35 protein-coding genes are annotated in these 23,069 nt (G+C 69.2%); 3 read left to right on the top strand and 32 right to left on the bottom strand.

Features of this window, described 5'->3' with window-relative positions:
- The first annotated feature begins 400 nt into the window (after positions 1 to 400).
- The 3 genes from eccE to H504_RS0119515 all read left to right on the top strand — a co-directional run bounded on the left by eccE (position 401) and on the right by H504_RS0119515 (position 4,409).
- Entirely contained in the window at positions 401 to 1,585 is a 1,185-nt protein-coding gene (gene eccE / locus H504_RS0119525) for a type VII secretion protein EccE (protein ID WP_026424148.1), read from the top strand.
- A gap of 31 nt (positions 1,586 to 1,616) precedes the next feature.
- On the top strand, positions 1,617 to 2,348 hold the full coding sequence (locus H504_RS0119520) for a hypothetical protein (RefSeq protein WP_026424147.1): 732 nt from the start codon (positions 1,617 to 1,619) through the stop codon (positions 2,346 to 2,348).
- A 432-nt stretch (positions 2,349 to 2,780) separates the two neighbouring features.
- Complete coding sequence (locus H504_RS0119515) at positions 2,781 to 4,409, top strand: S8 family serine peptidase (RefSeq protein WP_026424146.1); 1,629 nt, start codon at positions 2,781 to 2,783, stop codon at positions 4,407 to 4,409.
- Between the two features lie 554 nt (positions 4,410 to 4,963).
- On the opposite strand, the gene truA is transcribed toward H504_RS0119515, so the two are convergent.
- The 32 genes from truA to rplC form a co-directional block, all read right to left on the bottom strand.
- Positions 4,964 to 5,734: a tRNA pseudouridine(38-40) synthase TruA gene (gene truA, locus H504_RS0119505; RefSeq protein WP_245614362.1), complete on the bottom strand. Its 771-nt coding sequence runs from the start codon at positions 5,732 to 5,734 to the stop codon at positions 4,964 to 4,966.
- Positions 5,735 to 5,805: 71 nt separating this feature from the next.
- On the bottom strand, positions 5,806 to 6,345 hold the full coding sequence (gene rplQ, locus H504_RS0119500) for a 50S ribosomal protein L17 (RefSeq protein WP_026424144.1): 540 nt from the start codon (positions 6,343 to 6,345) through the stop codon (positions 5,806 to 5,808).
- Between the two features lie 40 nt (positions 6,346 to 6,385).
- A complete protein-coding gene (locus H504_RS0119495) occupies positions 6,386 to 7,435 on the bottom strand; it encodes a DNA-directed RNA polymerase subunit alpha (RefSeq protein ID WP_026424143.1) in 1,050 nt (349 codons plus the stop codon).
- A gap of 123 nt (positions 7,436 to 7,558) precedes the next feature.
- The gene (gene rpsD / locus H504_RS0119490; protein ID WP_026424142.1) at positions 7,559 to 8,164 is read right to left on the bottom strand and encodes a 30S ribosomal protein S4; all 606 of its coding nucleotides are present in this window, start codon (positions 8,162 to 8,164) and stop codon (positions 7,559 to 7,561) included.
- A gap of 23 nt (positions 8,165 to 8,187) precedes the next feature.
- Positions 8,188 to 8,595 (bottom strand): 30S ribosomal protein S11, encoded by a 408-nt coding sequence (gene rpsK, locus H504_RS0119485; RefSeq protein WP_026424141.1) that lies wholly within the window; start codon positions 8,593 to 8,595, stop codon positions 8,188 to 8,190.
- Positions 8,596 to 8,610: 15 nt separating this feature from the next.
- Positions 8,611 to 8,793 (bottom strand): hypothetical protein, encoded by a 183-nt coding sequence (locus tag H504_RS0119480; RefSeq protein ID WP_026424140.1) that lies wholly within the window; start codon positions 8,791 to 8,793, stop codon positions 8,611 to 8,613.
- Entirely contained in the window at positions 8,790 to 9,170 is a 381-nt protein-coding gene (gene rpsM / locus H504_RS0119475) for a 30S ribosomal protein S13 (RefSeq protein WP_026424139.1), read from the bottom strand. The genes H504_RS0119480 and rpsM overlap by 4 nt, the downstream gene beginning before the upstream one ends.
- A 177-nt stretch (positions 9,171 to 9,347) precedes the next feature.
- Positions 9,348 to 9,461, bottom strand: a complete 114-nt coding sequence (gene rpmJ / locus H504_RS0119470) for a 50S ribosomal protein L36 (protein ID WP_018682809.1) — start codon at positions 9,459 to 9,461, stop codon at positions 9,348 to 9,350.
- Between the two features lie 79 nt (positions 9,462 to 9,540).
- On the bottom strand, positions 9,541 to 9,762 hold the full coding sequence (infA, locus tag H504_RS0119465; RefSeq protein ID WP_005166804.1) for a translation initiation factor IF-1: 222 nt from the start codon (positions 9,760 to 9,762) through the stop codon (positions 9,541 to 9,543).
- Between the two features lie 206 nt (positions 9,763 to 9,968).
- Positions 9,969 to 10,739: a type I methionyl aminopeptidase gene (gene map / locus H504_RS0119460; protein WP_026424138.1), complete on the bottom strand. Its 771-nt coding sequence runs from the start codon at positions 10,737 to 10,739 to the stop codon at positions 9,969 to 9,971.
- A 53-nt stretch (positions 10,740 to 10,792) separates the two neighbouring features.
- Positions 10,793 to 11,347, bottom strand: coding sequence for an adenylate kinase (locus H504_RS0119455; protein WP_026424137.1), 555 nt, complete (start codon positions 11,345 to 11,347; stop codon positions 10,793 to 10,795).
- The gene (gene secY, locus H504_RS0119450) at positions 11,344 to 12,648 is read right to left on the bottom strand and encodes a preprotein translocase subunit SecY (protein WP_026424136.1); all 1,305 of its coding nucleotides are present in this window, start codon (positions 12,646 to 12,648) and stop codon (positions 11,344 to 11,346) included. Before secY ends, H504_RS0119455 begins: the two co-directional genes overlap by 4 nt.
- A gap of 1,006 nt (positions 12,649 to 13,654) precedes the next feature.
- Positions 13,655 to 14,110 (bottom strand): 50S ribosomal protein L15, encoded by a 456-nt coding sequence (gene rplO / locus H504_RS0119445; RefSeq protein WP_157440516.1) that lies wholly within the window; start codon positions 14,108 to 14,110, stop codon positions 13,655 to 13,657.
- Positions 14,107 to 14,289, bottom strand: coding sequence for a 50S ribosomal protein L30 (gene rpmD / locus H504_RS0119440; RefSeq protein WP_035304961.1), 183 nt, complete (start codon positions 14,287 to 14,289; stop codon positions 14,107 to 14,109). The genes rplO and rpmD overlap by 4 nt, the downstream gene beginning before the upstream one ends.
- Positions 14,290 to 14,291: 2 nt before the next feature.
- Positions 14,292 to 14,954, bottom strand: a complete 663-nt coding sequence (gene rpsE, locus H504_RS0119435) for a 30S ribosomal protein S5 (protein WP_026424133.1) — start codon at positions 14,952 to 14,954, stop codon at positions 14,292 to 14,294.
- Positions 14,955 to 14,985: 31 nt separating this feature from the next.
- Positions 14,986 to 15,396, bottom strand: coding sequence for a 50S ribosomal protein L18 (rplR, locus tag H504_RS0119430; protein WP_084467897.1), 411 nt, complete (start codon positions 15,394 to 15,396; stop codon positions 14,986 to 14,988).
- Positions 15,393 to 15,932, bottom strand: coding sequence for a 50S ribosomal protein L6 (gene rplF, locus H504_RS0119425; protein WP_026424131.1), 540 nt, complete (start codon positions 15,930 to 15,932; stop codon positions 15,393 to 15,395). The genes rplR and rplF overlap by 4 nt, the downstream gene beginning before the upstream one ends.
- A 12-nt stretch (positions 15,933 to 15,944) precedes the next feature.
- Positions 15,945 to 16,343 carry a 30S ribosomal protein S8 gene (gene rpsH / locus H504_RS0119420; protein ID WP_018682819.1) on the bottom strand — a complete coding sequence of 133 codons (399 nt, stop codon included), beginning with the start codon at positions 16,341 to 16,343 and terminating at the stop codon, positions 15,945 to 15,947.
- A gap of 119 nt (positions 16,344 to 16,462) precedes the next feature.
- The gene (locus tag H504_RS0119415) at positions 16,463 to 16,648 is read right to left on the bottom strand and encodes a type Z 30S ribosomal protein S14 (protein ID WP_026424130.1); all 186 of its coding nucleotides are present in this window, start codon (positions 16,646 to 16,648) and stop codon (positions 16,463 to 16,465) included.
- Positions 16,649 to 16,651: 3 nt separating this feature from the next.
- Entirely contained in the window at positions 16,652 to 17,248 is a 597-nt protein-coding gene (gene rplE, locus H504_RS0119410; protein WP_051386040.1) for a 50S ribosomal protein L5, read from the bottom strand.
- 2 nt (positions 17,249 to 17,250) lie between these two features.
- Positions 17,251 to 17,568, bottom strand: a complete 318-nt coding sequence (rplX, locus tag H504_RS0119405; protein ID WP_026424128.1) for a 50S ribosomal protein L24 — start codon at positions 17,566 to 17,568, stop codon at positions 17,251 to 17,253.
- A gap of 1 nt (position 17,569) precedes the next feature.
- Positions 17,570 to 17,938 carry a 50S ribosomal protein L14 gene (gene rplN / locus H504_RS0119400; protein WP_026424127.1) on the bottom strand — a complete coding sequence of 123 codons (369 nt, stop codon included), beginning with the start codon at positions 17,936 to 17,938 and terminating at the stop codon, positions 17,570 to 17,572.
- A 73-nt stretch (positions 17,939 to 18,011) separates the two neighbouring features.
- Positions 18,012 to 18,308 (bottom strand): 30S ribosomal protein S17, encoded by a 297-nt coding sequence (gene rpsQ, locus H504_RS0119395; protein ID WP_026424126.1) that lies wholly within the window; start codon positions 18,306 to 18,308, stop codon positions 18,012 to 18,014.
- Positions 18,305 to 18,550 carry a 50S ribosomal protein L29 gene (gene rpmC / locus H504_RS0119390; RefSeq protein ID WP_026424125.1) on the bottom strand — a complete coding sequence of 82 codons (246 nt, stop codon included), beginning with the start codon at positions 18,548 to 18,550 and terminating at the stop codon, positions 18,305 to 18,307. Before rpmC ends, rpsQ begins: the two co-directional genes overlap by 4 nt.
- Positions 18,550 to 18,969, bottom strand: coding sequence for a 50S ribosomal protein L16 (rplP, locus tag H504_RS0119385; protein WP_026424124.1), 420 nt, complete (start codon positions 18,967 to 18,969; stop codon positions 18,550 to 18,552). The genes rpmC and rplP overlap by 1 nt, the downstream gene beginning before the upstream one ends.
- 3 nt (positions 18,970 to 18,972) lie before the next feature.
- On the bottom strand, positions 18,973 to 19,794 hold the full coding sequence (rpsC, locus tag H504_RS0119380; protein ID WP_026424123.1) for a 30S ribosomal protein S3: 822 nt from the start codon (positions 19,792 to 19,794) through the stop codon (positions 18,973 to 18,975).
- A complete protein-coding gene (gene rplV / locus H504_RS0119375; RefSeq protein ID WP_035304959.1) occupies positions 19,794 to 20,216 on the bottom strand; it encodes a 50S ribosomal protein L22 in 423 nt (140 codons plus the stop codon). Before rplV ends, rpsC begins: the two co-directional genes overlap by 1 nt.
- Before the next feature lie 45 nt (positions 20,217 to 20,261).
- On the bottom strand, positions 20,262 to 20,543 hold the full coding sequence (gene rpsS / locus H504_RS0119370; RefSeq protein ID WP_018682829.1) for a 30S ribosomal protein S19: 282 nt from the start codon (positions 20,541 to 20,543) through the stop codon (positions 20,262 to 20,264).
- 18 nt (positions 20,544 to 20,561) lie between these two features.
- Entirely contained in the window at positions 20,562 to 21,395 is an 834-nt protein-coding gene (rplB, locus tag H504_RS0119365) for a 50S ribosomal protein L2 (RefSeq protein WP_026424121.1), read from the bottom strand.
- Positions 21,396 to 21,409: 14 nt separating this feature from the next.
- On the bottom strand, positions 21,410 to 21,709 hold the full coding sequence (gene rplW, locus H504_RS0119360) for a 50S ribosomal protein L23 (RefSeq protein ID WP_018682831.1): 300 nt from the start codon (positions 21,707 to 21,709) through the stop codon (positions 21,410 to 21,412).
- Entirely contained in the window at positions 21,706 to 22,395 is a 690-nt protein-coding gene (rplD, locus tag H504_RS0119355) for a 50S ribosomal protein L4 (RefSeq protein WP_026424120.1), read from the bottom strand. Before rplD ends, rplW begins: the two co-directional genes overlap by 4 nt.
- Entirely contained in the window at positions 22,395 to 23,045 is a 651-nt protein-coding gene (rplC, locus tag H504_RS0119350) for a 50S ribosomal protein L3 (RefSeq protein WP_026424119.1), read from the bottom strand. The genes rplD and rplC overlap by 1 nt, the downstream gene beginning before the upstream one ends.
- Positions 23,046 to 23,069: the final 24 nt, after the last annotated feature.

The following is a 23,069-nucleotide window of genomic DNA, read 5'->3' as shown; positions in this document are numbered from 1 at the left end:
TGCTGCTCTCCCCGTCGCGGTACGGTTCCGCAGGATAGCCGTACGGTGTCGGCCGGACGCGGGTCTCCACCAAACCTGTGGACAACTCCCGCGGCCGAACCGATGACGAGGGGAAGAGAACGAGCGGATGTCGGTGACCACACCCCCACGGCAGGGCCGCACGCCTCCTCCCGGCCAGCCACCGCGGCCGGGCCCGGGTGGGCCCGGCGGACCTGGCGGCCCCAGTGGGCCCGGCGGACCTGGCGGACCCGGTGGACCTGGCGGCGCGGGTCGACCGCCGGGACCGCCCGCGGGCCCCGGTGGTCCCGGACCCGCCGGTCAGGCCGGTCCGCCGCCGCGGCCGACCACCCGGGTGGCCGCGCGCAGGCGCAACCGGGGCGCGAGCCTGGGCGCGCTGCCGGTGGCGAACCTGGTGGTGCTGGAGGTCGGCGTCGCGATCGGCCTGGTGCTGCTCGCGGTCGACCTGGACCTGCTGTACGTGGCGATCGGCGTCGTCGTCGTGGCGCTGGTGGGAGCGTTCCTGCGCTGGCGCGGCCGCTGGTTCACCCAGTGGATCGGGCTCACCGTGCGCTACACGTTCCGCTCACACGCGCGGATCAGCAAGCCCGCCAATCCGGTGTCGATCGAGAACCTGGCGGCCGCCGACGGGTCGACGGTGACCGGGCCGGACGACCCGCGGGTCAGCCTGCTCCGGCTGGCCGTGCCGGACCTGGTGGTCGCGCACGGCGTGGACCACGAGCGCAGGCCGCTGGGCATGGCCTGGCACGAGGGCACCTGGACCGCGGTGCTGCTGGTCGACCCGGCGCCCGCGCTGGTCAGCCAGGTCGGGTCGACGCCGAGCCTGCCGTTGGGCGCGCTGGCGCCGTGCCTGGAAGACCGCGGTGTGGTGCTCGACGCGATCCAGGTGATCTGGCACTGCTATCCCGGTAGTGCCGCCTTACCGCCGAACTCCCCTGCTCTGGCCTCTTACCTCGAAGTGCTCGGCCCGCTTTCCGCCGCTGCCCGCCGTACGACGTGGGTCGCGGTGCGGTTGGATCCCCGGCGTTGTCCCGCTGCGGTACGCGAACGCGGCGGCGGTGTCGTCGGCTCGCACCGGGCTCTTATCGGTGCCTTGTCCCGGGTGCGCAACGCACTGGAGTCGCGCGGTGTGCCCACCCGGCCGCTGGACCCCGACGAACTGCTCAAGGCGGGGATCTCGTCCGCCGAGCTGACCGGGGTGGCCGGGTCGACCGAGCCGGTGAGCCTGCGCGAGCGCTGGACCGGCGTGACCGCGGCGGGCATCGGCCACGCGAGCTACGCGATCACCGGATGGCCCCAGGGCAAGCCCGCCACCAGCATCAACGCCCTCACCGGCGTGCGCGCCCTGTCGGCGACGGTCGCCATGTCGATCTCGCCGGGCAGCGACGACGGCCAGGTCGGTCTGCGCGGCCTGGTGCGGGTCAGCGCCCGCACGCCGGAGGAGCTCAACCACGCCGACGAGCGGCTGGGCGCCATCTCCGACCGGCTCGGCGTCACGCTGACCCCGCTGCGCGGCCTGCAGATCGCCGGTCTGGCCGCGACGCTGCCGCTGGGCGGGCAGGCATGAGATCCAGGCAGCTCAGGCAAGGAGTACGGGCATGAGTTCGTCGAGCAGGCTGCTGGACACCAAGGGCGGCACCGCGGGCATCGCGCCGGAGTTCCTGGTCTCGCCGGACATGCTGGACGCGGTGAGCCCGTCCGGCGACCGCGGCGGCATGGTGCTCGGCTCCGGGCTGCAGGGCGAGCCGCTGACGATCTCCGCGCTGCGGCCTGCGCCGACCAGGATCGTGCTGGTCGGCGGGCTGTACCTGGCCCGGCAGGTGGCGCTGCGGGCGATGGCGGTCGGCGCGTGGGTCGTCGTGGCCACCGGCCGACCGGCGGCGTGGCAGGTGCTGCAGAAGGCCGCCGGGACCAGCCCGGACGGGCGTCCGGCGCCGCTGGTGCAGATCCGCAGGCTCAGCCCGGTGGAGCTGCCACGACCGTCGGAGGACGGTCCCCTGTTGGTGGTGCACGACGGTGGCCCGACTCCGCAGGAGCTGTTCCCGCCGCGCTCGCCGTGGCAGACCACGGTCTACGTGCTGCCGTACATGCACCCGCAGGCCGGGGCGACCGCGAACGCCGCCGACCTGGTGCTGCTGCAGCGGCTGCCGGTCGGTCAGGCCCAGCTCGCGGCCAGGGTCTGGCGGCTGCCGCCGCCGATGGTGCAGCAGTTGACCACGCTGGCCGATGACCAGGTGGTGGCGCTCGGCCGGAACCTGTGGCGGCCGTTGCGGCTGGTCACCACCCAGAAGGAACAGCAGATCCTCGGCCCGGTCCGCCGGGGAGATTAGCGTCACACCACCCGTTCGCGGTGGGTGACCGCGAACGATCGGCCCGCCGTGCCGGGCCCGCCCCTTTTTGGCTGGTTGAAGCCACAACCATCCCGCACCTGGCGCGCACCGGAAGCGAAAACGAGCACCCGGTGTGATTGTCGAGCGCGGTGACCGCCGGGTCACCGCGACCAACCCGCTCACGAGCCCTCAAGAAAACACCCGATCGGCCGAACTGACAGACCCAAGCGGGTCACGCCGGACTCTTCGCCCGGTGCGCTCCGTGACTGTTCACGTTTCAGCCACACAACCGGGTGTCGTCGCTCGAGTCGGGCACGGCGACCGCTGGGGTAGGGAAGACGTCGTTTCCGCGCGCCTTCCCCCTCGCGGTGGCCACCGTCCGAACCGGCCGACCAGACCCGTGTGTGTCCCCTGGTGAAGGAGACCAACACAATGGGTATGTCTCGTGCCGCCTACCTCCGGCGCGCGGGTGGAGTGGGCCTCGGCCTGGCCGCGGTGGTAGCCACCGCCGCCGTCGGGTTCAGCCTGTCCAACTCGGCCACCGCCGCTGAAGGCCCCATCCTGGGCGCCAACACCCCCAACGCGATCCCCAGCAGCTACATCGTGGTGCTCAAGGACAACGTCACGGCCGCCGCGGCGACCACGACGTCCGACGGCATCACCCACAAGTTCGGCGGCATCATCAAGCAGCGCTTCGCCCAGACGGTGAAGGGCTACTCGGCCAAGATGTCCGAGCAGCAGGCCAAGTGGACCGCCGCCGACCCGTCCGTCGCCTACGTCGAGGCCGACCAGAAGGTCAACGTCACGACCGACCAGGTCAACCCGCCGTCGTGGGGCCTGGACCGGATCGACCAGGCCGCGCTGCCGCTCAACACCAAGTACACCTACACGGCGACCGGGTCGAACGTGAACGTGTACGTCATCGACACCGGCATCAACCTGACCCACAGCGAGTTCGGCGGCCGCGCGGTCAGCGGCATCGACACCGTCGACAACGACAAGGACGCCACCGACTGCAACGGCCACGGCACCCACGTGTCCGGCACCATCGGCGGCAGCACCTACGGTGTCGCCAAGGGCGTCAAGCTCATCGGTGTCCGCGTGCTCGACTGCAACGGCTCCGGCACCACCTCCGGCGTCATCGCCGGTGTCGACTGGGTCACCGCGAACCGCGTGAAGCCCGCCGTCGCCAACATGAGCCTCGGTGGCGCCTCGTCCACCGCGCTCGACCAGGCCGTGCAGCGCTCCATCGCCGCGGGCGTGACCTACGCGATCGCCGCCGGTAACTCCAACGCCAACGCGTGCAGCTACTCCCCGGCCCGCGTGCCGGAGGCCATCACCGTCGGCGCCACCACGAAGACCGACGCGCGCGCCAGCTACTCGAACTACGGCTCGTGCACCGACATCTTCGCCCCCGGCGACGGCATCACCTCCGCGTGGATCGGCGGCACCACCGCGAAGAACACCATCAGCGGCACCTCGATGGCCAGCCCGCACGTGGCCGGTGTCGCGGCCCTGTACCTGTCGGCCAACCCGAACGCCACCCCGGCGCAGGTGTCCACCGCCCTGGTGAACGCCGCCACGACCGGCAAGGTCACCACCCCCGGTGACGGCTCGCCGAACAAGCTGCTGCAGTTGGTCCCGGCCACGACCGGCACCCCGACGCCGACCCCGACGCCCACCCCCACGCCGACCCCGACCCCGGTGCCCGCCGGGTGCGCCGCCGTCACCAACGCGGCCAAGGTCAACGTCCCGGACATGGGCGCCGCCGTCACCAGCAACATCACCATCAACTGCACCGGCAAGGCGGACGCCTCGTCGAAGGTGATCGTCGACATCATCCACACCTACCGCGGCGACCTGAGCGTCGACCTCATCGCCCCGGACGGCACCACCTACAGCCTGAAGAAGATGTCCACCACCGACTCGGCCGACAACGTCAAGGAGACCTACACCTTGAACCTGTCCACCAAGTCCGCCGCAGGCATCTGGAAGCTCTCCGTCCGCGACGGCTACAAAGCCGACGTCGGCTACATCAACAGCTGGACCCTGGACGTCTGACAGCCAGATCACCACTGACAAGTGAACAGTCGAGCCCCCGGGAGACACGGATGTCTCCCGGGGGCACTCGACCTTTGTCCACATGGGATGGAGTTGTCCACTCCCCTCACCACCCCACGCGCCTCGAAAAGCCCACCCATATCGACGAAGCTCCACACTCGCACCGCGCGCCTCGAAAGCCGCCGATACCAACCGCCCGCTGGGGTGAAGTTGTTGTGTTTGGGGGGACGGCAACCGCAAAGCTGACAGGCGGGTAAGGCCACGCTTTCCAGTGGCCCCGCCTTTTAGCCTTGCCCCGCGGTTGCCGTAGGGGCCCCGAACACAACAACTTCACCCCAGCGGGCACAGCCCGCAAAATCTGGCGCCCCAGGCCGGCGTCGCCGCCAGGCGACCAGGCCGAACCCCGAAGCACAGCGAGGCCCAGAGACCCCTCACACCAAGATCAACCCAAACTTGAGCCCCTGAATACAAAGCCTAGCCCGAAGCACCGACAAGATCTCCCACGCCGAGATCACATGCGGTTATCGACAGGACCGACAAGCCCGCCGGAAGTGTCAACGGGTGCGGATGCGGCGGGTTTGGGTTGCGCGGGCGGCCAAGTCGGCGGTGGCGGGGTAGTCGACCTGGGTGAGGGTGAGGCCGTGGGCCGGGGCGACTGTGATGGCGCTGGGGCGTTCGGCGGCGGAGAGCATGGAGGACGGCCAGGTGACTGGTTTGCGGCCTTCGCCGACGGCGAGGAGGGCACCGACGAGGCTGCGGACCATGGAGTGGCAGAAGGCGTCGGCGGCTACCCGTGCTGTGAGGATGTCGCCCTCGCGGGTCCACGCCAACTGCTGGAGTTCCCGGATGGTTGTGGCGCCTTCACGGCGTTTGCAGAAGGCGACGAAGTCGTGTTCGCCGAGCAGCAACTCCGAGGCGGCGTTGAGGGAGGGGACGTCCAGGGGGCGGGGCCAGGTGACGACGTGGCCCCGGTTGAGGGGGTTCGCGCGCCATTGGGTGTCGCAGACGCGGTAGGCGTAGTGGCGGCGTAGGGCGGTGAAGCGGGCGTCGAAGTCGGGGGATGCCTCGGTGAGCGCGGTGACGCGGACGTCGGCGGGTAGGGCGCGGGAGAGGCGGTGCAGCAACGTGTTCAGGTCCACGGACGGGGGGATGTCCATGTGGGCGACCTGACCGGTGGCGTGGACCCCTGCGTCGGTGCGGCCCGCGACGGTCAGGCGGACGCGGCGGCGGAGGATCTGGAAGAGGAACTCCTCGATGATCCCGCACACGGTGCGACGATTGGGCTGCACGGCCCAGCCGGAGAAGTCGGTGCCGTCGTAGGCGATGTCGAGCCGGACGCGGACGAGCCCGCCGTCCTCTGCGGGGGCGGCGGGCTCGTCCGGGTGGTGCTGAGCTGTCAGGACTTGTCCTCAGTGGACGCCGAAGCGGTGTCCTCAGTGGACTCGGTGGGCTCGACGACCTCGGCCGCGGGCTCCTCGGTCGTGTCCTCGACCTTGGGGTCCTCGGTCTTGGGCGCCTCGACCTTGGCGTCCTTGGCGAACTTGGTCTTGCGCGCGGCCTCGGCCTCGGCGGTGACCGTCTTCTCCTGGATCAGCTCGATCACGGCCATCGGGGCGTTGTCGCCCTTGCGCGGCAGCGTCTTGGTGATCCGGGTGTAACCGCCGGTGCGGTCGGAGAAGAACGGGCCGATCTCGGTGCACAGGCGCTGCACGACGTCCTTGTCGCGGATCACCTTCATGATCTCGCGGCGGTTGTGCAGGTCGCCGACCTTGGCCTTGGTGATCAGCTTCTCGGCGTACGGCCGCAACCGCTTCGCCTTGGCCTCGGTCGTGTGGATGCGGCCGTGCTCGAACAGCGCGGTGGCCAGGTTGGCCAGCAGCAGCCGCTCGTGGGCCGGACCGCCGCCGAGTCGGGCGCCCTTGGTTGGGGTGGGCATGTCTTGCTCCTTGGGGAAAGCTCAGGAGTCCTTACACGGACTAGAGCTGCTCGGTCTCTGCGTAGTCCTGGCCGTCGTCGGTGCCGGGGTCCGGGCTGTCGCTCCACGTGTCGGCGGCGAAGTCGGTCGCGGCGGCGGTCGGGTCGAACCCGGGCGGGCTGTCCTTGAGCGCCAGGCCGAGGCCGACCAGCTTCATCTTGACCTCGTCGATCGACTTGGCGCCGAAGTTGCGGATGTCGAGCAGGTCCGCCTCGCTGCGCGACACCAGTTCGCCCACCGTGTGGATGCCCTCGCGCTTGAGGCAGTTGTACGACCGCACGGTGAGGTCGAGGTCTTCGATCGGCATCGCGTAGGCGGCGATGGTGTCCGCCTCCTGCGGCGAGGGGCCGATCTCGATGCCCTCGGCGTCCACGTTGAGCTCGCGCGCCAGACCGAACAGCTCGACCAGCGTCTTGCCCGCCGACGCGACCGCGTCCCGCGGCGTGATCGACGGCTTGGTCTCGACGTCGAGGATGAGCTTGTCGAAGTCGGTGCGCTGCTCGACGCGGGTCGCCTCGACCTTGTAGGTGACCTTGAGCACCGGCGAGTAGATCGAGTCGACCGGGATGCGGCCGATCTCGGCGCCCGCCTGCTTGTTCTGCACGGCCGGGACGTAGCCGCGACCGCGCTCGACGACGAGCTCGATCTCCAGCTTCCCCTTGCCGTTCAGGGTGGCGATGTGCAGGTCCGGGTTGTGCACCGTGACACCCGCGGGCGGCACGATGTCACCGGCGGTCACCTCACCGGGGCCCTGCTTGCGCAGGTACATCGTCACCGGCTCGTCCTCCTCGGAGGAGACGACCAGCTCCTTGAGGTTGAGGATGATGTCGGTGACGTCCTCCTTGACCCCGGGCACGGTGGTGAACTCGTGCAGCACGCCGTCGATGCGGATGCTGGTCACGGAGGCGCCGGGGATCGAGGACAGCAGGGTCCGCCGCAGCGAGTTGCCCAGGGTGTAGCCGAAACCGGGCTCGAGCGGCTCGATGACGAAGCGGGAGCGGGTCTCGTTGACCGGCTCCTCGGCGAGGCCGGGACGCTGTGAGATGAGCACTTCTTGGTTCTTCCTTCCCGATGGCGCCCGCTATTTGACGCCGGTGGTGATTGGGACGACCGCCCACTGCGGCGCGGTGGGCGGTCGGGGCGGCGGCAGTCGGCACCGCCGCCCCCGAAACGACTACTTCGAGTAGAACTCGACGATCAACTGCTCCTGGACCGGGACGTCGATCTGCGCGCGCTCGGGCAACTGGTGCACGAGGATGCGCAGGGTCGACGGGACCACCTGCAGCCAGCCCGGGATCGGGCGGTCGCCGTAGGACTCCTTGGCGGCGACGAACGGCAGCGTCGGCAACGACTTCGGCTTCACATCGATGATGTCGAACCGCGACACCTGGAAGCTGGGGATGTTGACCTTGTGGCCGTTCACGATGAAGTGGCCGTGGCTGACCAACTGCCGCGCCTGGCGGCGGGTGCGGGCCAGGCCCGCGCGGTAGACCACATTGTCCAGCCGGGACTCGAGGAGCTGGAGCAGGACCTCACCGGTCTTGCCCTTGCGGCGCACGGCGGTCTCGTAGTAGCGGCGGAACTGCCGCTCGAGGATGCCGTAGGTGTAGCGCGCCTTCTGCTTCTCCTGCAACTGCTGCAGGTACTCGGTGTCCTTGCTGCGGCCGCGGCCGTGCTGGCCGGGCGGGTACGGACGGCGCTCGAAAGCCTGGTCGCCGCCGACGAGGTCGACCTTGAGCCGACGGGAGATCCGGGTGGCCGGACCGGTGTAGCGTGCCATGTCTGGTTAGTCCTCCCCGTTCCTCAGACCCGGCGCCGCTTGGGCGGGCGGCAACCGTTGTGCGGCTGCGGGGTCACGTCCTGGATGGTGCCGACCTCGAGGCCCGCCGCCTGCAGCGAGCGGATCGCGGTCTCCCGGCCGGAGCCGGGGCCCTTGACGAACACGTCGACCTTCTTCATGCCGTGCTCGGCGGCCTTGCGGGCCGCGTTCTCCGCCGCCATCTGCGCGGCGAACGGGGTGGACTTGCGGGAGCCCTTGAAGCCGACGTGGCCGGAGGACGCCCAGGCGATCACCGCGCCGGTCGGGTCGGTGATCGAGACGATCGTGTTGTTGAACGTGCTCTTGATGTGGGCGTGCCCGTGCGAGATGTTCTTCTTTTCCTTGCGCCGGACTTTCTTGACCCCGGCGCCGGTACGGCTCTTGGGTGGCATGTCTGCGGGTTTCTCCTACTTGGTGCGCGAGGTGGTGAACTCGGGAGCTGCGTTGCGGATGATTGATCCAGCGTCCGTGTAGAGCTCGCGCAGGGCGGCCGGGCGGGCACACCTCGGCGCGACGGTGAGGGCCATGAAGGCCCGGTTCCGGCGTCGTTGCGGGACGACGGCGACCACGGTCTCGCAGCTCTTGCTCACTTCTTGCCGGCCTTCTTCTTGCCGGCGACGGTCTTCTTCGGGCCCTTGCGGGTGCGGGCGTTGGTCTTGGTCCGCTGACCGCGGACGGGCAGACCGCGGCGCCACCGCAGGCCCTCGTAGCAGCCGATCTCGATCTTGCGTCGAATGTCGGCCTGCACCTCGCGGCGGAGGTCACCCTCGACCTTGTAGTTGTTCTCGATGTGGTCGCGCAGACGAACCACGTCGTCGTCGGTCAGGTCCTTTGCCCGCAGGTCCGGGCTGATCCCGGTGGCGGCCAGCAGCTCCTTGGAGCGGGTCCGGCCGATACCGAAGATGTAGGTCAGCGCGATCTCCATCCGCTTTTCGCGGGGGAGGTCGACGCCTGCGACACGTGCCATTGCGGCGGTATCTCCTCTTTGCTCTCCCCAGGTCTGCTCCCGCACCGCCCCGGAGATGTGCTCCGGGCCCCGGCCTGGGTCCGGGGGTGAGTCGGGTCCGAATGACCCGACAGGTGGCGGGAGGTCCTCTTACCTTGCTGTCGCGTAGCTCGGCGAACTGCTAGGCGGTGGGACTGCTCAGCCCTGGCGCTGCTTGTGGCGCAGGTTCTCGCAGATCACCATGACCCGGCCGTGGCGGCGGATCACCTTGCACTTGTCGCAGATCTTCTTGACGCTCGGGTTGACCTTCACGTCTGTCTTCTCCTGCTTCGGCCGCGTGCTCCCCGAGCGGGAGCACCAAGTAGTGGCTGTCCGGCTCGCGCCGGACCCGTCACTTGTAGCGGTAGACGATGCGACCGCGGGACAGGTCGTAGGGCGACAGCTCTACGACGACCCGGTCCTCGGGCAGGATGCGGATGTAGTGCTGCCGCATCTTGCCGCTGATGTGTGCCAGCACCTTGTGGCCGTTCTCCAACTCGACGCGGAACATCGCGTTGGGGAGTGGCTCGACCACGCGGCCTTCGACCTCGATGGCCCCGTCCTTCTTGCCCATGTCCTCCGCGTTTCGTGACGGTGGGTGTTGCTTCGGCTTGCCCGCCGGACGCACGGGCGCGGCACAGTGAACCCACTGAACCCCACCGGGTGACACGCACGACGGAATCGGCGCTATACAGCACCAGCGGTCAAGTGTACGCGCGTGCGGTGAAGCCCCCAAATCGGGGGGTACCGACCGGGTGGTGGCCGGTCGGTCCGGGTCGGCTACTCCGGGGCGGTCAGCACCCAGGGGCCGTCGTCGGTCACCGCGACGGTGTGCTCCCAGTGGGCGGCCCGGGACCCGTCGGCCGTGACGACGGTCCAGCCGTCCGCCAGTTCCACGGTCTCCTCGGTGCCCAGGGTCAGCATCGGCTCGATGGCGATGGCCATGCCGGTGCGCAGCCGGGGGCCCTTGCCGGGCTTGCCGTAGTTCGGCAGGAACGGGTCCATGTGCATGGCGCTGCCGATGCCGTGGCCGCCGTACTCGCGGACGATGCCGTAGGTGCGACCGTGGCTTCGCTCGGACGAGTGCACCGAGCTCTCGATCGCGTGAGAGATGTCGGTGAGCCGGGCACCCGGGGCGACGGCGGCGATGCCCGCCTCCATCGACGCCTTGGTGGCCGCGGACAACGCCTGCTGCTCGTCGGTGATCGACCCGACGAACAGCGTCACCGCCGAGTCGCCGTGCCAGTCGTCCAGGATGGCGCCGCAGTCGACCGAGATGAGGTCGCCGTCGGCCAGCACCTGCTCCCGGGAGGGGATGCCGTGCACGATCTGCTCGTTCACCGACGCGCAGATGCTCGCCGGGAACCCGTGGTAGCCCTTGAACGACGGGACGGCACCCGCGTCGCGGATGGTCTGCTCGGCCAACTCGTCGAGCTCCGCGGTGGACACCCCGGCTTTCGCCGCGGCGGCCACGGTGGCCAGCGCCCGCGCCACCACCAGCCCGGCCGCGCGCATGGCGTCCAACTGGGCCGGGGTCTTGATCTCGATCATCCGCGACCGCCAGGAAGCCAGCGCCAGCCGGAACCCGCCGAACAGACCACCGGTCACGTCCGGTCGCGCAGCGCCGAGAGCACGCGCTGGGTGATCTCGTCGACGTCGCCGACCGCGTCCACGGTGATGACCGCGGTGCCGTAGTAGTCCAGCAGCGGCTCGGTCTCCGAGCGGTAGATCTGCTGGCGGCGGCGGATGACTTCCTCGTTGTCGTCGTCGCGGCCGCGGGCGAGCAGCCGCTCGACCACCACGTCCTCGTCGATCTTGAACTCGACCACCGCGTCGACCGAGGTGCCCGCGTCGCCGAGGATCTTGCCGAGCACCTCGGCCTGGCCGACGTTGCGCGGGAACCCGTCGAGCAGGAACCCGCCGCGCGCGTCCGGCTCGTCCAGCCGCTCGCGCACCATCTCGTTGGTCACCTCGTCCGGCACCAACTGCCCGGAGTCGAGGTAGCGCTTGACGTCCTGCCCCAGCTCGGTGTTGTTCGCGATGTGCGCCCGGAAGAGGTCGCCGGTCGAGATGTGCGGGACCCCGAACTCCCGGCTCAACGCCGTGGCCTGGGTACCCTTCCCCGCGCCGGGCGGACCAACGAGAACAACACGCGTCACCTGAGGAACCCTTCGTAGTTGCGCTGCATCAACTGGCTCTCGATCTGCTTCACGGTGTCGAGGCCGACACCGACCATGATCAGTACCGCGGTGCCACCGAACGGGAAGTTCTGGTTGGCGCCCTGACCACCGGTGAGGTCGAGGAAGAAGTTCGGCAGCACCGCGATGATGCCGAGGTAGATGGAGCCGGGCAGGGTGATCCGGCCCAACACGAAGTTCAGGTACTCCGAGGTGGGGCGACCGGGGCGGATGCCGGGGATGAAGCCACCGAACTTCCGCATCTCCTCGGCGCGCTCGTTCACGTTGAACGTGATGGTGATGTAGAAGTACGTGAAGAAGATGATCAGCGCGAAGTAGACCGCGATGTGCACCCAGTCGGACTGCTTGACGATGTGGTTCGCGATGAACCGCTGCCAGGCCGAGTTGTCCTGGCCGACCAGCCGGGAGATCAGGTCCGGCAGGTACAGCAGCGACGAGGCGAAGATGACCGGGATGACACCGGCCTGGTTGACCTTCAGCGGCAGGTAGGTCGAGGTACCGCCGTACATCCGGCGGCCGATCATGCGCTTGGCGTACTGCACCGGGATCCGGCGCTGGCCCTGCTCGACGAACACGACGCTGGCGATGATCAGCAGGCCGAACGCGCAGACCACGGTGAAGACCAGGCCACCGCCCTGGCGCAGGATGTTGCCGCCCTCGGCCGGGATGCGGGCCGCGATGTTGACGAACATCAGCAGCGACATGCCGTTGCCGATGCCGCGCTCGGTGATCAGCTCGCCGAACCACATGATCAGCGCGGTGCCCGCGGTCATCGTGATGACCACGACGGCCAGGGTGAACACGTTGCTGTTCGGGATGATGTCGTCCGGGCAGTTGCCGAACAACTGCTTGCGGTCGGCCATCGCCACGATGCCGGTCGCCTGCAGCACCGCCAGCGCGACGGTCAGGTACCGGGTGTACTGGGTGAGCTTGTTCTGCCCCGCCTGGCCTTCCTTCTTCAACTGCTCGAAGCGCGGGATGACCACGGTCAACAACTGGATGATGATGCTCGCGGTGATGTACGGCATGATGCCGAGCGCGAACACGGAGAGCTGCAGCAGGGCACCGCCGCTGAACAGGTTCAGCAGGCCGTAGACACCGTTGGCGTCGACCGAGTTCAGACACTTCTGCACGTTCGGGTACGACACACCCGGAGACGGCAGCAGCGCGCCGACCCGGTAGACGACGATGATCCCGATCGTGAAAAGGATCTTGCGGCGCAAGTCCGGCGTCGCGAGAGCCGAGCGGAAGGCGCTGAACACGCAAGAACCTCCTCGGCGTCACCGGCAGCTCATTACCGGTGAACGGCTGACCGGCTGTCGCCGGCGGGTACAGGGCCCGGCCGCCAGGTGTTGGCAAACCAGGAGCGCCCCAGGGCAAGCAACCCCAGAGCGTGCTCACGACTCTAACAGCACGCGGGGTTGCTCCAGCACCCCGAGGTCCGGACAACCTGCCCGCTACCGGTGACAGCGGGGGTGATGTGGCTAACACCGGTCCGGCTCGTGCTCGATCTTGAAGCCGGTGACCTGCGACAACGCTCGATTGGATCTTGCTGATCGGCCGGTGTGGCCGACACCTCGACCCGGCCGAACCTGCCTGCGCCCGCGGTGGGCCAGCGGGTGACCGGGCGGTTAATACGGGAAATCACCAGTGTTGGAACGGGATTCCCGACGGTTGTCCACAATGACCTGAGCTGTCCACAGGACGGCGCCACACCCCCTTGACAAGGCGGCGGTCGCGCTACCGTCAGGAATGGGCCCCCGGCCCCCGGGTGGGAGGGGTCCGGCCTGGACCCGGCGGCGGCGAACGTCAAGGCGCACGACCGGATGAACCGCACAGCCGCATAAACGGCACGGCCGCCGGACGCGGGAGGCGGCAGTGGGATGAGCGGCACCGCGGCTGGATGAGCGGGATGGCAGCCAGGTGGGCGTGGCGGCAGCCGAATGAGTGGGCGGCACCGGCCGTTACTGTGCGGCAACCCGCGCGGCCACCGGGTCCGCGACCCGACCCGACGCAGCCAACCCAGCCATGACGGCGATTGCCGGGCCGGTCGCCGGTGCCTGCTGCTCAGCCGGGGCAGCGTGCTCATGACAGCGCAGGTCGGCACAACGGGCTGGGTCCGGACAAGACTGGGGTCCGGACAAGACTGGGGTCCGGACAAGACTGGGGTCCGGACAAGACTGGGGTCCGGACAAGACTGGGGTCCGGACAAGACTGAGGCCCGGACACGGGGAGCGTGTCCGGGCCTCAGGTGGGGCGTGGTGGTGCTCAGGCGGCCGTCACCAGGGTGGCGGTGCCACCGGCGGCGGTGAGCTTCTCCGTGGCGCTGGTGGAGAACTTGTCGGCCGTGACGTCGAGTTTGACGCCGTTCAGGTCGCCGTCGCCGAGGACCTTGACCAGGTTGCCCTTGCGGACCAGGCCTGCGGCGATCAGGTCGGCGATGCCGACCTTGCCGCCGTCGGGGAACGCGGTGGCCACGTCGCCGACGTTGACGACCTGGTACTCGACCCGGAAGCGGTTCTTGAAGCCCTTGAGCTTCGGCAGCCGCATCTGGAGCGGCATCTGGCCGCCCTCGAAGCGCGCGGGGACGTTCTTGCGCGCCTTGGTGCCCTTGGTGCCGCGACCGGCGGTCTTGCCCTTGGAGCCCTCACCGCGACCGACGCGGGTCTTGGCGGTGTTGGCGCCCGCGGCGGGCCGCAGGTGGTGGATCTTGATGGCCATCAGTCGACCTCCTCGACGGTGACGAGGTGGCGGACGGTGTGGATGAGGCCGCGCACCTCGGGGGTGTCCTCGCGCACGGTGAACTGGCGGATCTTGCGCAGACCGAGCGTGCGCAGCGACTCGCGGTGGTTGCGCTTGGTGCCGATGCCGCTCTTCACCTGGGTGACCTTGAGCTTGGTCATGGTCACGCCCCCGTACCGGCGGTGGCCGCGGCGGCGCGGGCGCGGAGCATGCCCGCGGGGGCCACGTCTTCCAGCGGCAGGCCGCGGCGGGCCGCGACCTCCTCGGGGCGCTGCAGGCCGCGCAGGGCGGCCATGGTGGCGTGCACGATGTTGATCGCGTTGTCGCTGCCGAGCGACTTCGAGAGCACGTCGTGGATGCCCGCGCACTCCAGCACGGCGCGGACCGGGCCACCGGCGATGACGCCGGTACCGGCGCTGGCCGGGCGCAGCAGCACGACACCGGCGGCCTTCTCACCCTGGATGGGGTGCGGGATGGTGCCGCCGATGCGGGGGACGCGGAAGAAGTTCTTCTTCGCCTCCTCCACGCCCTTGGCGATGGCGGCGGGCACCTCCTTGGCCTTGCCGTAGCCGACACCGACCATGCCGTCGCCGTCACCGACGACGACCAGGGCGGTGAAGCTGAAGCGACGACCACCCTTCACAACCTTGGCGACCCGGTTGATGGCGACGACCCGCTCAAGATGCGGGGTCTTCTCGGCCGCGGCGCCGCCGCGGCCGCCACCGTCACGCCGGTCCCGACGGTCCCGGCGCTCACCGCGCTCGTTCCCGCCCTGACCGCCGCCGGGGCCGCCCTGGCCGCCGAACTGCCGCGTACGTCCCGGCATCAGGCGTTCCTTCCCTTGTGCAGATCCATCATCAGAACTCCAGCCCCGCTTCGCGGGCCGAGTCGGCCAGCGACGCGATGCGGCCGGTGTACTTGTTGCCGCCGCGGTCGAAGACGACCTTGGCGACGCCCGCGGCCTTGGCGCGGTCGGCGAGCAGTGCGCCCACCTTGGCCGCGCGGGCCTTCTTGTCGCCGTCGACGGCGCGCACGTCGGCCTCGAGGCTGGTCGCGCTGACCAGGGTGTGCCCGGCCAGGTCGTCGACGATCTGCGCGGTGATGTGCCGGGCGGACCGGTGCACGACCAGGCGGGGGCGCTCCGAGGTGCCCGCGACCTTCTTGCGGAGCCGGAAGTGCCTGCGGCCCTTGGCGACGCGGCGGCGCGTGGAGATGTCCTTGCCAACCGGCTTGCGCTTGGTGGCGGTGGTTGTGTCGCTCATGATCACTTACCCGTCTTTCCGACCTTGCGGCGGATCTTCTCGCCCGCGTACCGGACGCCCTTGCCCTTGTACGGGTCGGGCTTGCGCAGCTTCCGGATGTTGGCGGCGACCTCGCCGACCTGCTGCTTGTCGATGCCGGAGACGGAGAACTTGGTGGGACTCTCCACGGCGAAGGTGATGCCCTGCGGGGCGGCGACCTTCACCGAGTGCGAGTAGCCGAGCGCGAACTCCAGGTCCGAACCCTTGGCCACGACGCGGTAACCGACGCCGTGGATCTCCATCTTCTTCTCGTAGCCCGCGGTGACGCCGACGACGATGTTGTTGACCAGCGAGCGGGTCAGGCCGTGCAGGGCCCGGTTCTGCCGCTCGTCGTTGGGCCGGGTGACCTGGAGCGTGCCGTCCTCGGCGCGCTCGACGGTGATCGGCTCGGCCACGGTCAGCGACAGGGCGCCCTTGGGGCCCTTCACGCTGACGCTCTGACCCTCGATGGTGACGTCGACCCCGGACGGAACGGGGATCGGAAGCCTTCCGATGCGAGACATCTGCTTTCCCCCTTACCAGACGTAGGCGAGGACTTCGCCGCCCACGCCCTGCTTGCCCGCCTGGCGGTCGGTCAGCAGGCCACCGGACGTGGAGATGATCGCCACGCCGAGGCCGCCGAGCACCTTGGGCAGGTTGGTCGACTTCGCGTACACCCGCAGGCCGGGCTTGGACACCCGGCGCAGACCGGCGATGCTGCGCTCGCGGTTGGGGCCGTACTTCAACTCGACGACGAGGTTCTTGCCCTTCTCGCCGTCTTCGTCGCGGTAGCCCGCGATGTAGCCCTCGCGCTTGAGGATCTCCGCGATGCTCGCCTTGAGCTTGCTGTGCGGCAGCACGACCGCGTCGTGGTACGCCGAGTTGGCGTTGCGCAGACGGGTCAAGAAGTCTGCGATCGGGTCGGTCATCGTCATGGTGACCTGTCAACCTTTCTCGCCGGGGTTCCCCGGGGGGCCTACGGCGAACTGGGGGGTTTACGAGCCGGTGGCCGGTCCGCCCACCCCGGGAAACCCGGGGTGGGCGGGGTCCACGACTACCAGCTTGACTTGCTCACGCCGGGCAGTTCGCCGCGGTGTGCCATCTGCCGCAGGCAGATCCGGCACAGGCCGAACTTGCGGAACACCGAGTGCGGGCGACCGCACCGGTTGCACCGGGTGTACGCGCGCACCGCGAACTTGGGCTTGCGGGCGGCCTTGGAAACCAGCGCCTTCTTGGCCATCTCTCACTGCTCCTTGAAGGGGAAGCCCAGGTGCTTGAGCAGCGCCCGGCCCTCCTCGTCGTTGGTCGCGGTGGTCACGACGGTGATGTCCATGCCGCGCTGCCGGTCGATCGAGTCGGGGTCGATCTCGTGGAACATCGACTGCTCGTTGAGACCGAAGGTGTAGTTGCCGTTGCCGTCGAACTGCTTGCCGGACAGGCCGCGGAAGTCGCGGATACGGGGCAGCGCGATGGTCAGCAGCCGGTCGAGGAACTCCCACATCCGGTCGCCGCGCAGCGTCACGCGCGCACCGATCGGCATGCCCTCGCGCAGCTTGAACTGGGCGATGGACTTGCGGGCCTTGCGGACCTCGGGCTTCTGGCCGGTGATGGTGGCGAGGTCGCGGACCGCGCCCTCGATCATCTTGCCGTCGCGGGCCGCCTCGCCGACGCCCATGTTGACGACGACCTTGACCACGCCCGGGATCTGCATGACGTTCGCGTAGTCGAACTCGCCCTTGAGGGACGAGACGATCTCTTCGCGGTAGCGCGTCTTGAGGCGCGGGATGACCTTCTCTTCCGAAGACCTGCTCGCAGGGTCGAGAATCTGTCCAGTAGTCATGATCAGATCTCCTTCCCGTTGCCCTTGCCGCGGGCCACGCGGACCTTGCGGCCGTCATCGTTGACCTGGTAGCCGACCCGGACGGCCTTGCCGTCCTGCACCAGCATCACGTTGCTGACGTGGATCGGGGCCTCCTGGGTCACGATCCCGCCGGACTGCGCGCCGCGCTGGGTCTGGGTGATCCGGGTGTGCTTCTTGATCCGGTTCACACCCTCGACCAGGACCTTGCTCGTCTCCGGGTAGGCGTGGATGACCTTGCCCTTGGCGCCCTTGTCCTTGCCCGAGATGACGACGACCGTGTCGCCCTTTTTGATCTTCATGTCAGAGCACCTCCGGCGCCAGCGAGATGATCTTCATGAACTTCTTGTCGCGCAGCTCGCGGCCCACCGGGCCGAAGATGCGGGTACCGCGCGGCTCGCCCTCGGCCTTGATGAGGACGGCGGCGTTCTCGTCGAAACGGATGTACGAGCCGTCCGGGCGGCGGCGCTCCTTGACGGTGCGCACGATGACCGCCTTGACGACGTCACCCTTCTTCACACCGGCACCGGGGATCGCGTCCTTCACGGTGGCGACGATGATGTCGCCGATGCCCGCGTAGCGGCGACCGGAACCACCGAGAACACGGATGCAAAGGATTTCCTTCGCACCGGTGTTGTCGGCGACCCGCAGTCGCGACTCCTGCTGGATCACTGCTTGCTCCTGACCATTCTTGGCCCGCCGGATTTCCGACCCGACGGGCTCGGCCTTGCCTTGGTGAGTCTGCTTACTTGGCCTTCTCGAGGATCTCCACCAGCCGCCAGCGCTTGGTCGCCGACAGCGGACGGGTCTCCATCAGCAGGACCCGGTCGCCGACACCCGCGGTGTTCTCCTCGTCGTGCGCCTTCACCTTGGTGGTGGAGCGCAGGACCTTGGCGTAGCGCGGGTGCTTCTTGCGGTCTTCCAGCGCGACCACGATGGTCTTGTCCATCTTGTCGGACACGACCAGGCCCTCGCGGACCTTGCGGTTGTTGCGCGCCTCGACCTCGGCGGTCGTCTGGCTCACGGTCTCGTTCTCGCTCATGCGGCACCTTCATTGCTGGTCGCGTCCGGGGACGCCGAGAGGCCGAGCTCGCGCTCACGCATCACGGTGTAGACCCGGGCGATGTCGTGCCGAACGGTGCGCAGCCTGCGGTTGTTGTCCAACTGGCCGGTGGCCATCTGGAAGCGGAGGTTGAACAGCTCCTCCTTGGCCTCGCGCAGCCGCAGCACCAGCTCCTCGTCGGTCAGCTCGCGCAGGTCACCAGCGGTGGTCCCAGCCGCCATCAGAAGTCACCACCCTCACGCGTGACGATCCGGCACTTCATCGGGAGCTTGTGGATGGCGCGGCGCAGCGCCTCGCGCGCGACCTGCTCGTTCGGGAAGGACATCTCGAACATGACCCGACCCGGCTTGACGTTGGCCACCCAGTACTCCGGGGAACCCTTACCGGAACCCATCCGGGTCTCGGCGGGCTTCTTGGTCAGCGGGCGGTCCGGGAAGATGTTGATCCACACCTTGCCGCCACGGCGGATGTGCCGGTTGATGGCGATACGGGCGGACTCGATCTGCCGGTTGGTCACGTACGCGGGCTCGAGCGCCTGGATGCCGAACTCGCCGAAGGTGACCCTGGTTCCGCCCTTGGCCGCACCCGAGCGCTTCGGGTGGTGCTGCTTGCGGTGCTTGACCCTGCGGGGGATCAGCATGGGTCAGCCCTCCCCGTTGGTGCTGTTCTCGGCCGGAGCCTCGTTCTTGGTCTGCGCCTCGGCGGCGGCACGGCCCGCCTCGGTGCTGGTGGCCGTGGTGCCGGAGGCACCGGAGCGGCGGGCGCGGTTCGGGCGCTCGCGGCGCGGCTCGCGGCGGTTGTCCGGCGCGGCCGAGCGGACGTCGGACTCGCGGCGGCCGCCGACGACCTCACCCTTGTAGATCCACACCTTGACGCCGATGCGGCCGAAGGTGGTGCGGGCCTCGAAGAAGCCGTAGTCGATGTCGGCGCGCAGCGTGTGCAGCGGGACCCGGCCCTCGCGGTAGTGCTCGGAGCGGGACATCTCGGCGCCGCCGAGGCGGCCACCGCACTGCACCCGGATGCCCTTGACCTGCGGCGAACGCATGGCCGACTGGATGGCCTTGCGCATCGCGCGGCGGAAGGAGACCCGGTTGGACAACTGCTCCGCGGTCACCTGGGCGACCAACTGGGCGTCCGCCTCGGGGTTCTTGACCTCGAGGATGTTGAGCTGCACCTGCTTCTTGGTGAGCTTCTCCAGCTCACCGCGGATGCGGTCGGCCTCGGCGCCGCGGCGGCCGATGACGATGCCCGGCCGGGCGGTGTGGATGTCCACCCGGACCCGGTCGCGGGTGCGCTCGATCTCCACCCGGGAGATGCCCGCCCGCTCCATGCCCTTGGCCAGCAGCTTGCGGATCTTCACGTCCTCCGCGACGTACTCCGCGTACTGCTTGTCGGCGTACCAGCGCGACCGCCAGTCGGTGGTGATGCCGAGTCGGAAGCCGTGTGGGTTGATCTTCTGCCCCATTACCGGGCACCACCCTTCGTGCTCGTCCGGCGCTTGGGCGCCTGCTTGGCCGCGGGGCGGGACTCGACCTCGACCGTGATGTGGCTGGTGCGCTTGCGGATCCGGTAGGCCCGGCCCTGCGCGCGCGGCCGGAACCGCTTCAGCGTCGGACCCTCGTCGACGTAGGCGACGGCGACCCAGAGGGTCTCCGGGTCCAGGTTGAAGTTGTTCTCGGCGTTGGCGACGGCGCTGGCCAGCACCTTGGCGACCGGCTCGCTGGCTGCCTGCGGCGCGAACCGGAGCACGGCCAGGGCCTCGCTGGCGCTACGTCCCCTGATGAGCTCGACGACGCGGCGCACCTTCATCGGCGTGGCGCGAACGTAGCGAGCCCGAGCCATGGCGCGCGGGTACTCCGCCACCTCGGCCTCATTGCGGGCGTTCATCGCTGCTTCCCTTGCTCTCTTCTGCGTTGCTCTTGATTCGGCCGACTAGCGGCGGCGGGCCTTGCGGTCGTCCTTGATGTGGCCCTTGAAGGTGCGGGTCGGGGCGAACTCGCCCAGCTTGTGCCCCACCATGGCCTCGGAGACGAACACCGGGACGTGCTTGCGGCCGTCGTGCACCGCGATGGTGTGACCCAGCATGTCCGGGATGATCGTGGACCGACGGGACCAGGTCTTGATGACGGTCTTCTTGCCCGACTCGTTGAGCGCGTCCACCTTCTTGAGCAGGTGGTCGTCCACGAACGGGCCCTTCTTCAGGCTGCGTGGCATTGTCTTCTACCTCCCTGCTCAGCGCTTCTTGCCGGTACGGCGGCGGCGGACGATCATTCGGTCGCTGGCCTTGCGGCGCCGGGTGCGACCCTCGGGCTTACCGGCGGGGTTGACCGGGTGGCGACCACCGGAGGTCTTGCCCTCACCACCACCGTGCGGGTGGTCGACCGGGTTCATCGCGACACCGCGGACGGTCGGGCGCTTGCCCTTCCAGCGCATCCGGCCCGCCTTGCCCCAGTTGATGTTGGCGTGCTCGGCGTTGCCGACCTCGCCGACCGTGGCGCGGCAGCGCACGTCCACGTTGCGGATCTCGCCCGAGGGCATCCGCAACTGGGCGTACGGGCCGTCCTTGGCCACCAACTGCACGCTGGCGCCCGCGGACCGGGCGATCTTGGCGCCGCCGCCGGGGCGGAGCTCGATCGCGTGGATCACGGTGCCGACCGGGATGTTGCGCAGCGGCAGGTTGTTGCCCGGCTTGATGTCGGCGCGGGGGCCGTTCTCAATCGGGTCGCCCTGCTGCAGCTTGTTCGGCGCGATGATGTAGCGCTTCTCGCCGTCGGCGTAGTGCAGCAGCGCGATGCGCGCGGTGCGGTTCGGGTCGTACTCGATGTGCGCGACCTTGGCGGGCACGCCGTCCTTGTCGTTGCGCCGGAAGTCGATCAGCCGGTACGCGCGCTTGTGGCCACCGCCCTTGTGCCGGGTGGTGATCTTGCCGTGCGCGTTGCGGCCGCCGCGCCCGTGCAGCGGGCGGATCAGCGACTTCTCCGGGGTCGACCGGGTGATCTCGGCGAAGTCCGAGACACTGGCGCCGCGACGACCGGGGGTCGTCGGCTTGTACTTGCGGATACCCATGTCTGCTCAGTCCCTTACGCGGCCGGGCCGCCGAAGATCTCGATCGGCTTGCTCTCGGCGGACAGCGTCACGATTGCCCGCTTGGTGTCCTTGCGCTTGCCGTACCCGGTGCGGGTGCGCTTGCGCTTGCCGTTGCGGTTCAGCGTGTTGACGCTGACGACCTTCACGCCGAACACCTTCTCCACCGCGATCTTGATGGCGGTCTTGTTGGCGTCCGGGTGCACCACGAAGGTGTACTTGTTCTCCTCGAGCAGCCCGTAGGACTTCTCGGAGATCACCGGCGCGAGAAGGATGTCTCGGGGGTCGGGGATCACTTGTCCTCCTCCGAGGTCTGTGCGGCGGCCTCGCTCGCGGTGGCGCGCGCCTTGCCGACCTTGACCGGCCGCGACAGGAAGTCGTCGTAAGCGGCCTTGGTGAACACCACGTCGTCGTTGACCAGCACGTCGTAGGTGTTGAGCTGGTCGGGGGCGATCACGTGCACGTGCGCGAGGTTGCGCACCGACACCCACGAGACGTCCTCGTCCCGGGTCAGCACGACCAGCACGCGCTTCGCGCTGGTGATCGACTCCAGCAGCAGCCGGGCGGTCTTGGTCGACGGCTTGTCGCCGTCCACCAGGCCGGTGACCACGTGCACCTGGCCCGCGCGCGCCCGGTCGGAGAGGGCACCGCGCAGGGCGGCGGCCTTCATCTTCTTCGGGGTCCGCTGCGAGTAGTCGCGCGGCTGGGGGCCGTGCACGACGCCGCCGCCGACGAACTGGGGCGCGCGGGTCGAACCCTGGCGGGCGCGACCGGTGCCCTTCTGCCGGTACGGCTTGCGGCCACCGCCCGCGACCTCGCCGCGGGTCTTGGTGGAGTGCGTGCCCTGGCGGGCCGCGGCGAGCTGGGCCACCACGACCTGGTGCATCAGCGGCACGTTGGCCTGGACGTCGAAGACCTCGGCGGGCAGCTCGACGCTGCCGTCGGTCTTGCCGCCCGGGGCCTTGATGTCAACGCTGCTCATCAGGCACCGCCCTTCGCGGCCGTCTTGAGGAACACCAGACCGCCCTTGGGGCCGGGGACGGCGCCCTTGAGCAGGATCAGGCCGGACTCGGCGTCCACCTGGTGCACCGTGAGGTTCTGGGTGGTCACGCGCACGTGACCCATCCGGCCCGCCATGCGCAGGCCCTTGAAGACGCGACCCGGGGTGGCGCAACCGCCGATGGAGCCAGGCGAACGGTGCTTGCGCTGGGTGCCGTGCGAGGCGCCCAGACCGCGGAAACCGTGCCGCTTCATGACACCGGCGTAGCCCTTGCCCTTGGAGGTGCCGGTCGCGTCGATGACCTGCCCGGCCTCGAACACCTCGGCGGTGATCTCCTGGCCGATCTCGTAGGTCTCGGCGTCGGCGGTGCGCAGCTCGATCAGGAAGCGGCGCGGGGTGACACCGGCCTTGGCGAAGTGCCCGGCCTCGGGCTTGTTCACCTTGCGCGGGTCGATGGCGCCGTACGCCAACTGGACGGCGACGTAGCCGTCGGTCGCCTGGGTGCGCACCTGCGTGACCACGTTGGGTCCCGCTTTGACGACGGTCACCGGGACGACCCGGTTGTTCTCGTCGAAGACCTGGGTCATCCCGAGCTTGGTACCCAGGATCCCCTTCATCTGCCTGTCAGACATGACTGTGTGTTCTCTCCGCCGCTC

It is taken from the genome of Actinokineospora inagensis DSM 44258 (genome assembly GCF_000482865.1).
Lineage (GTDB): Bacteria > Actinomycetota > Actinomycetes > Mycobacteriales > Pseudonocardiaceae > Actinokineospora > Actinokineospora inagensis.
The sequence above is the reverse complement of the archived record's forward strand: the minus strand, read 5'-3'. Positions and strand labels throughout refer to the sequence as shown.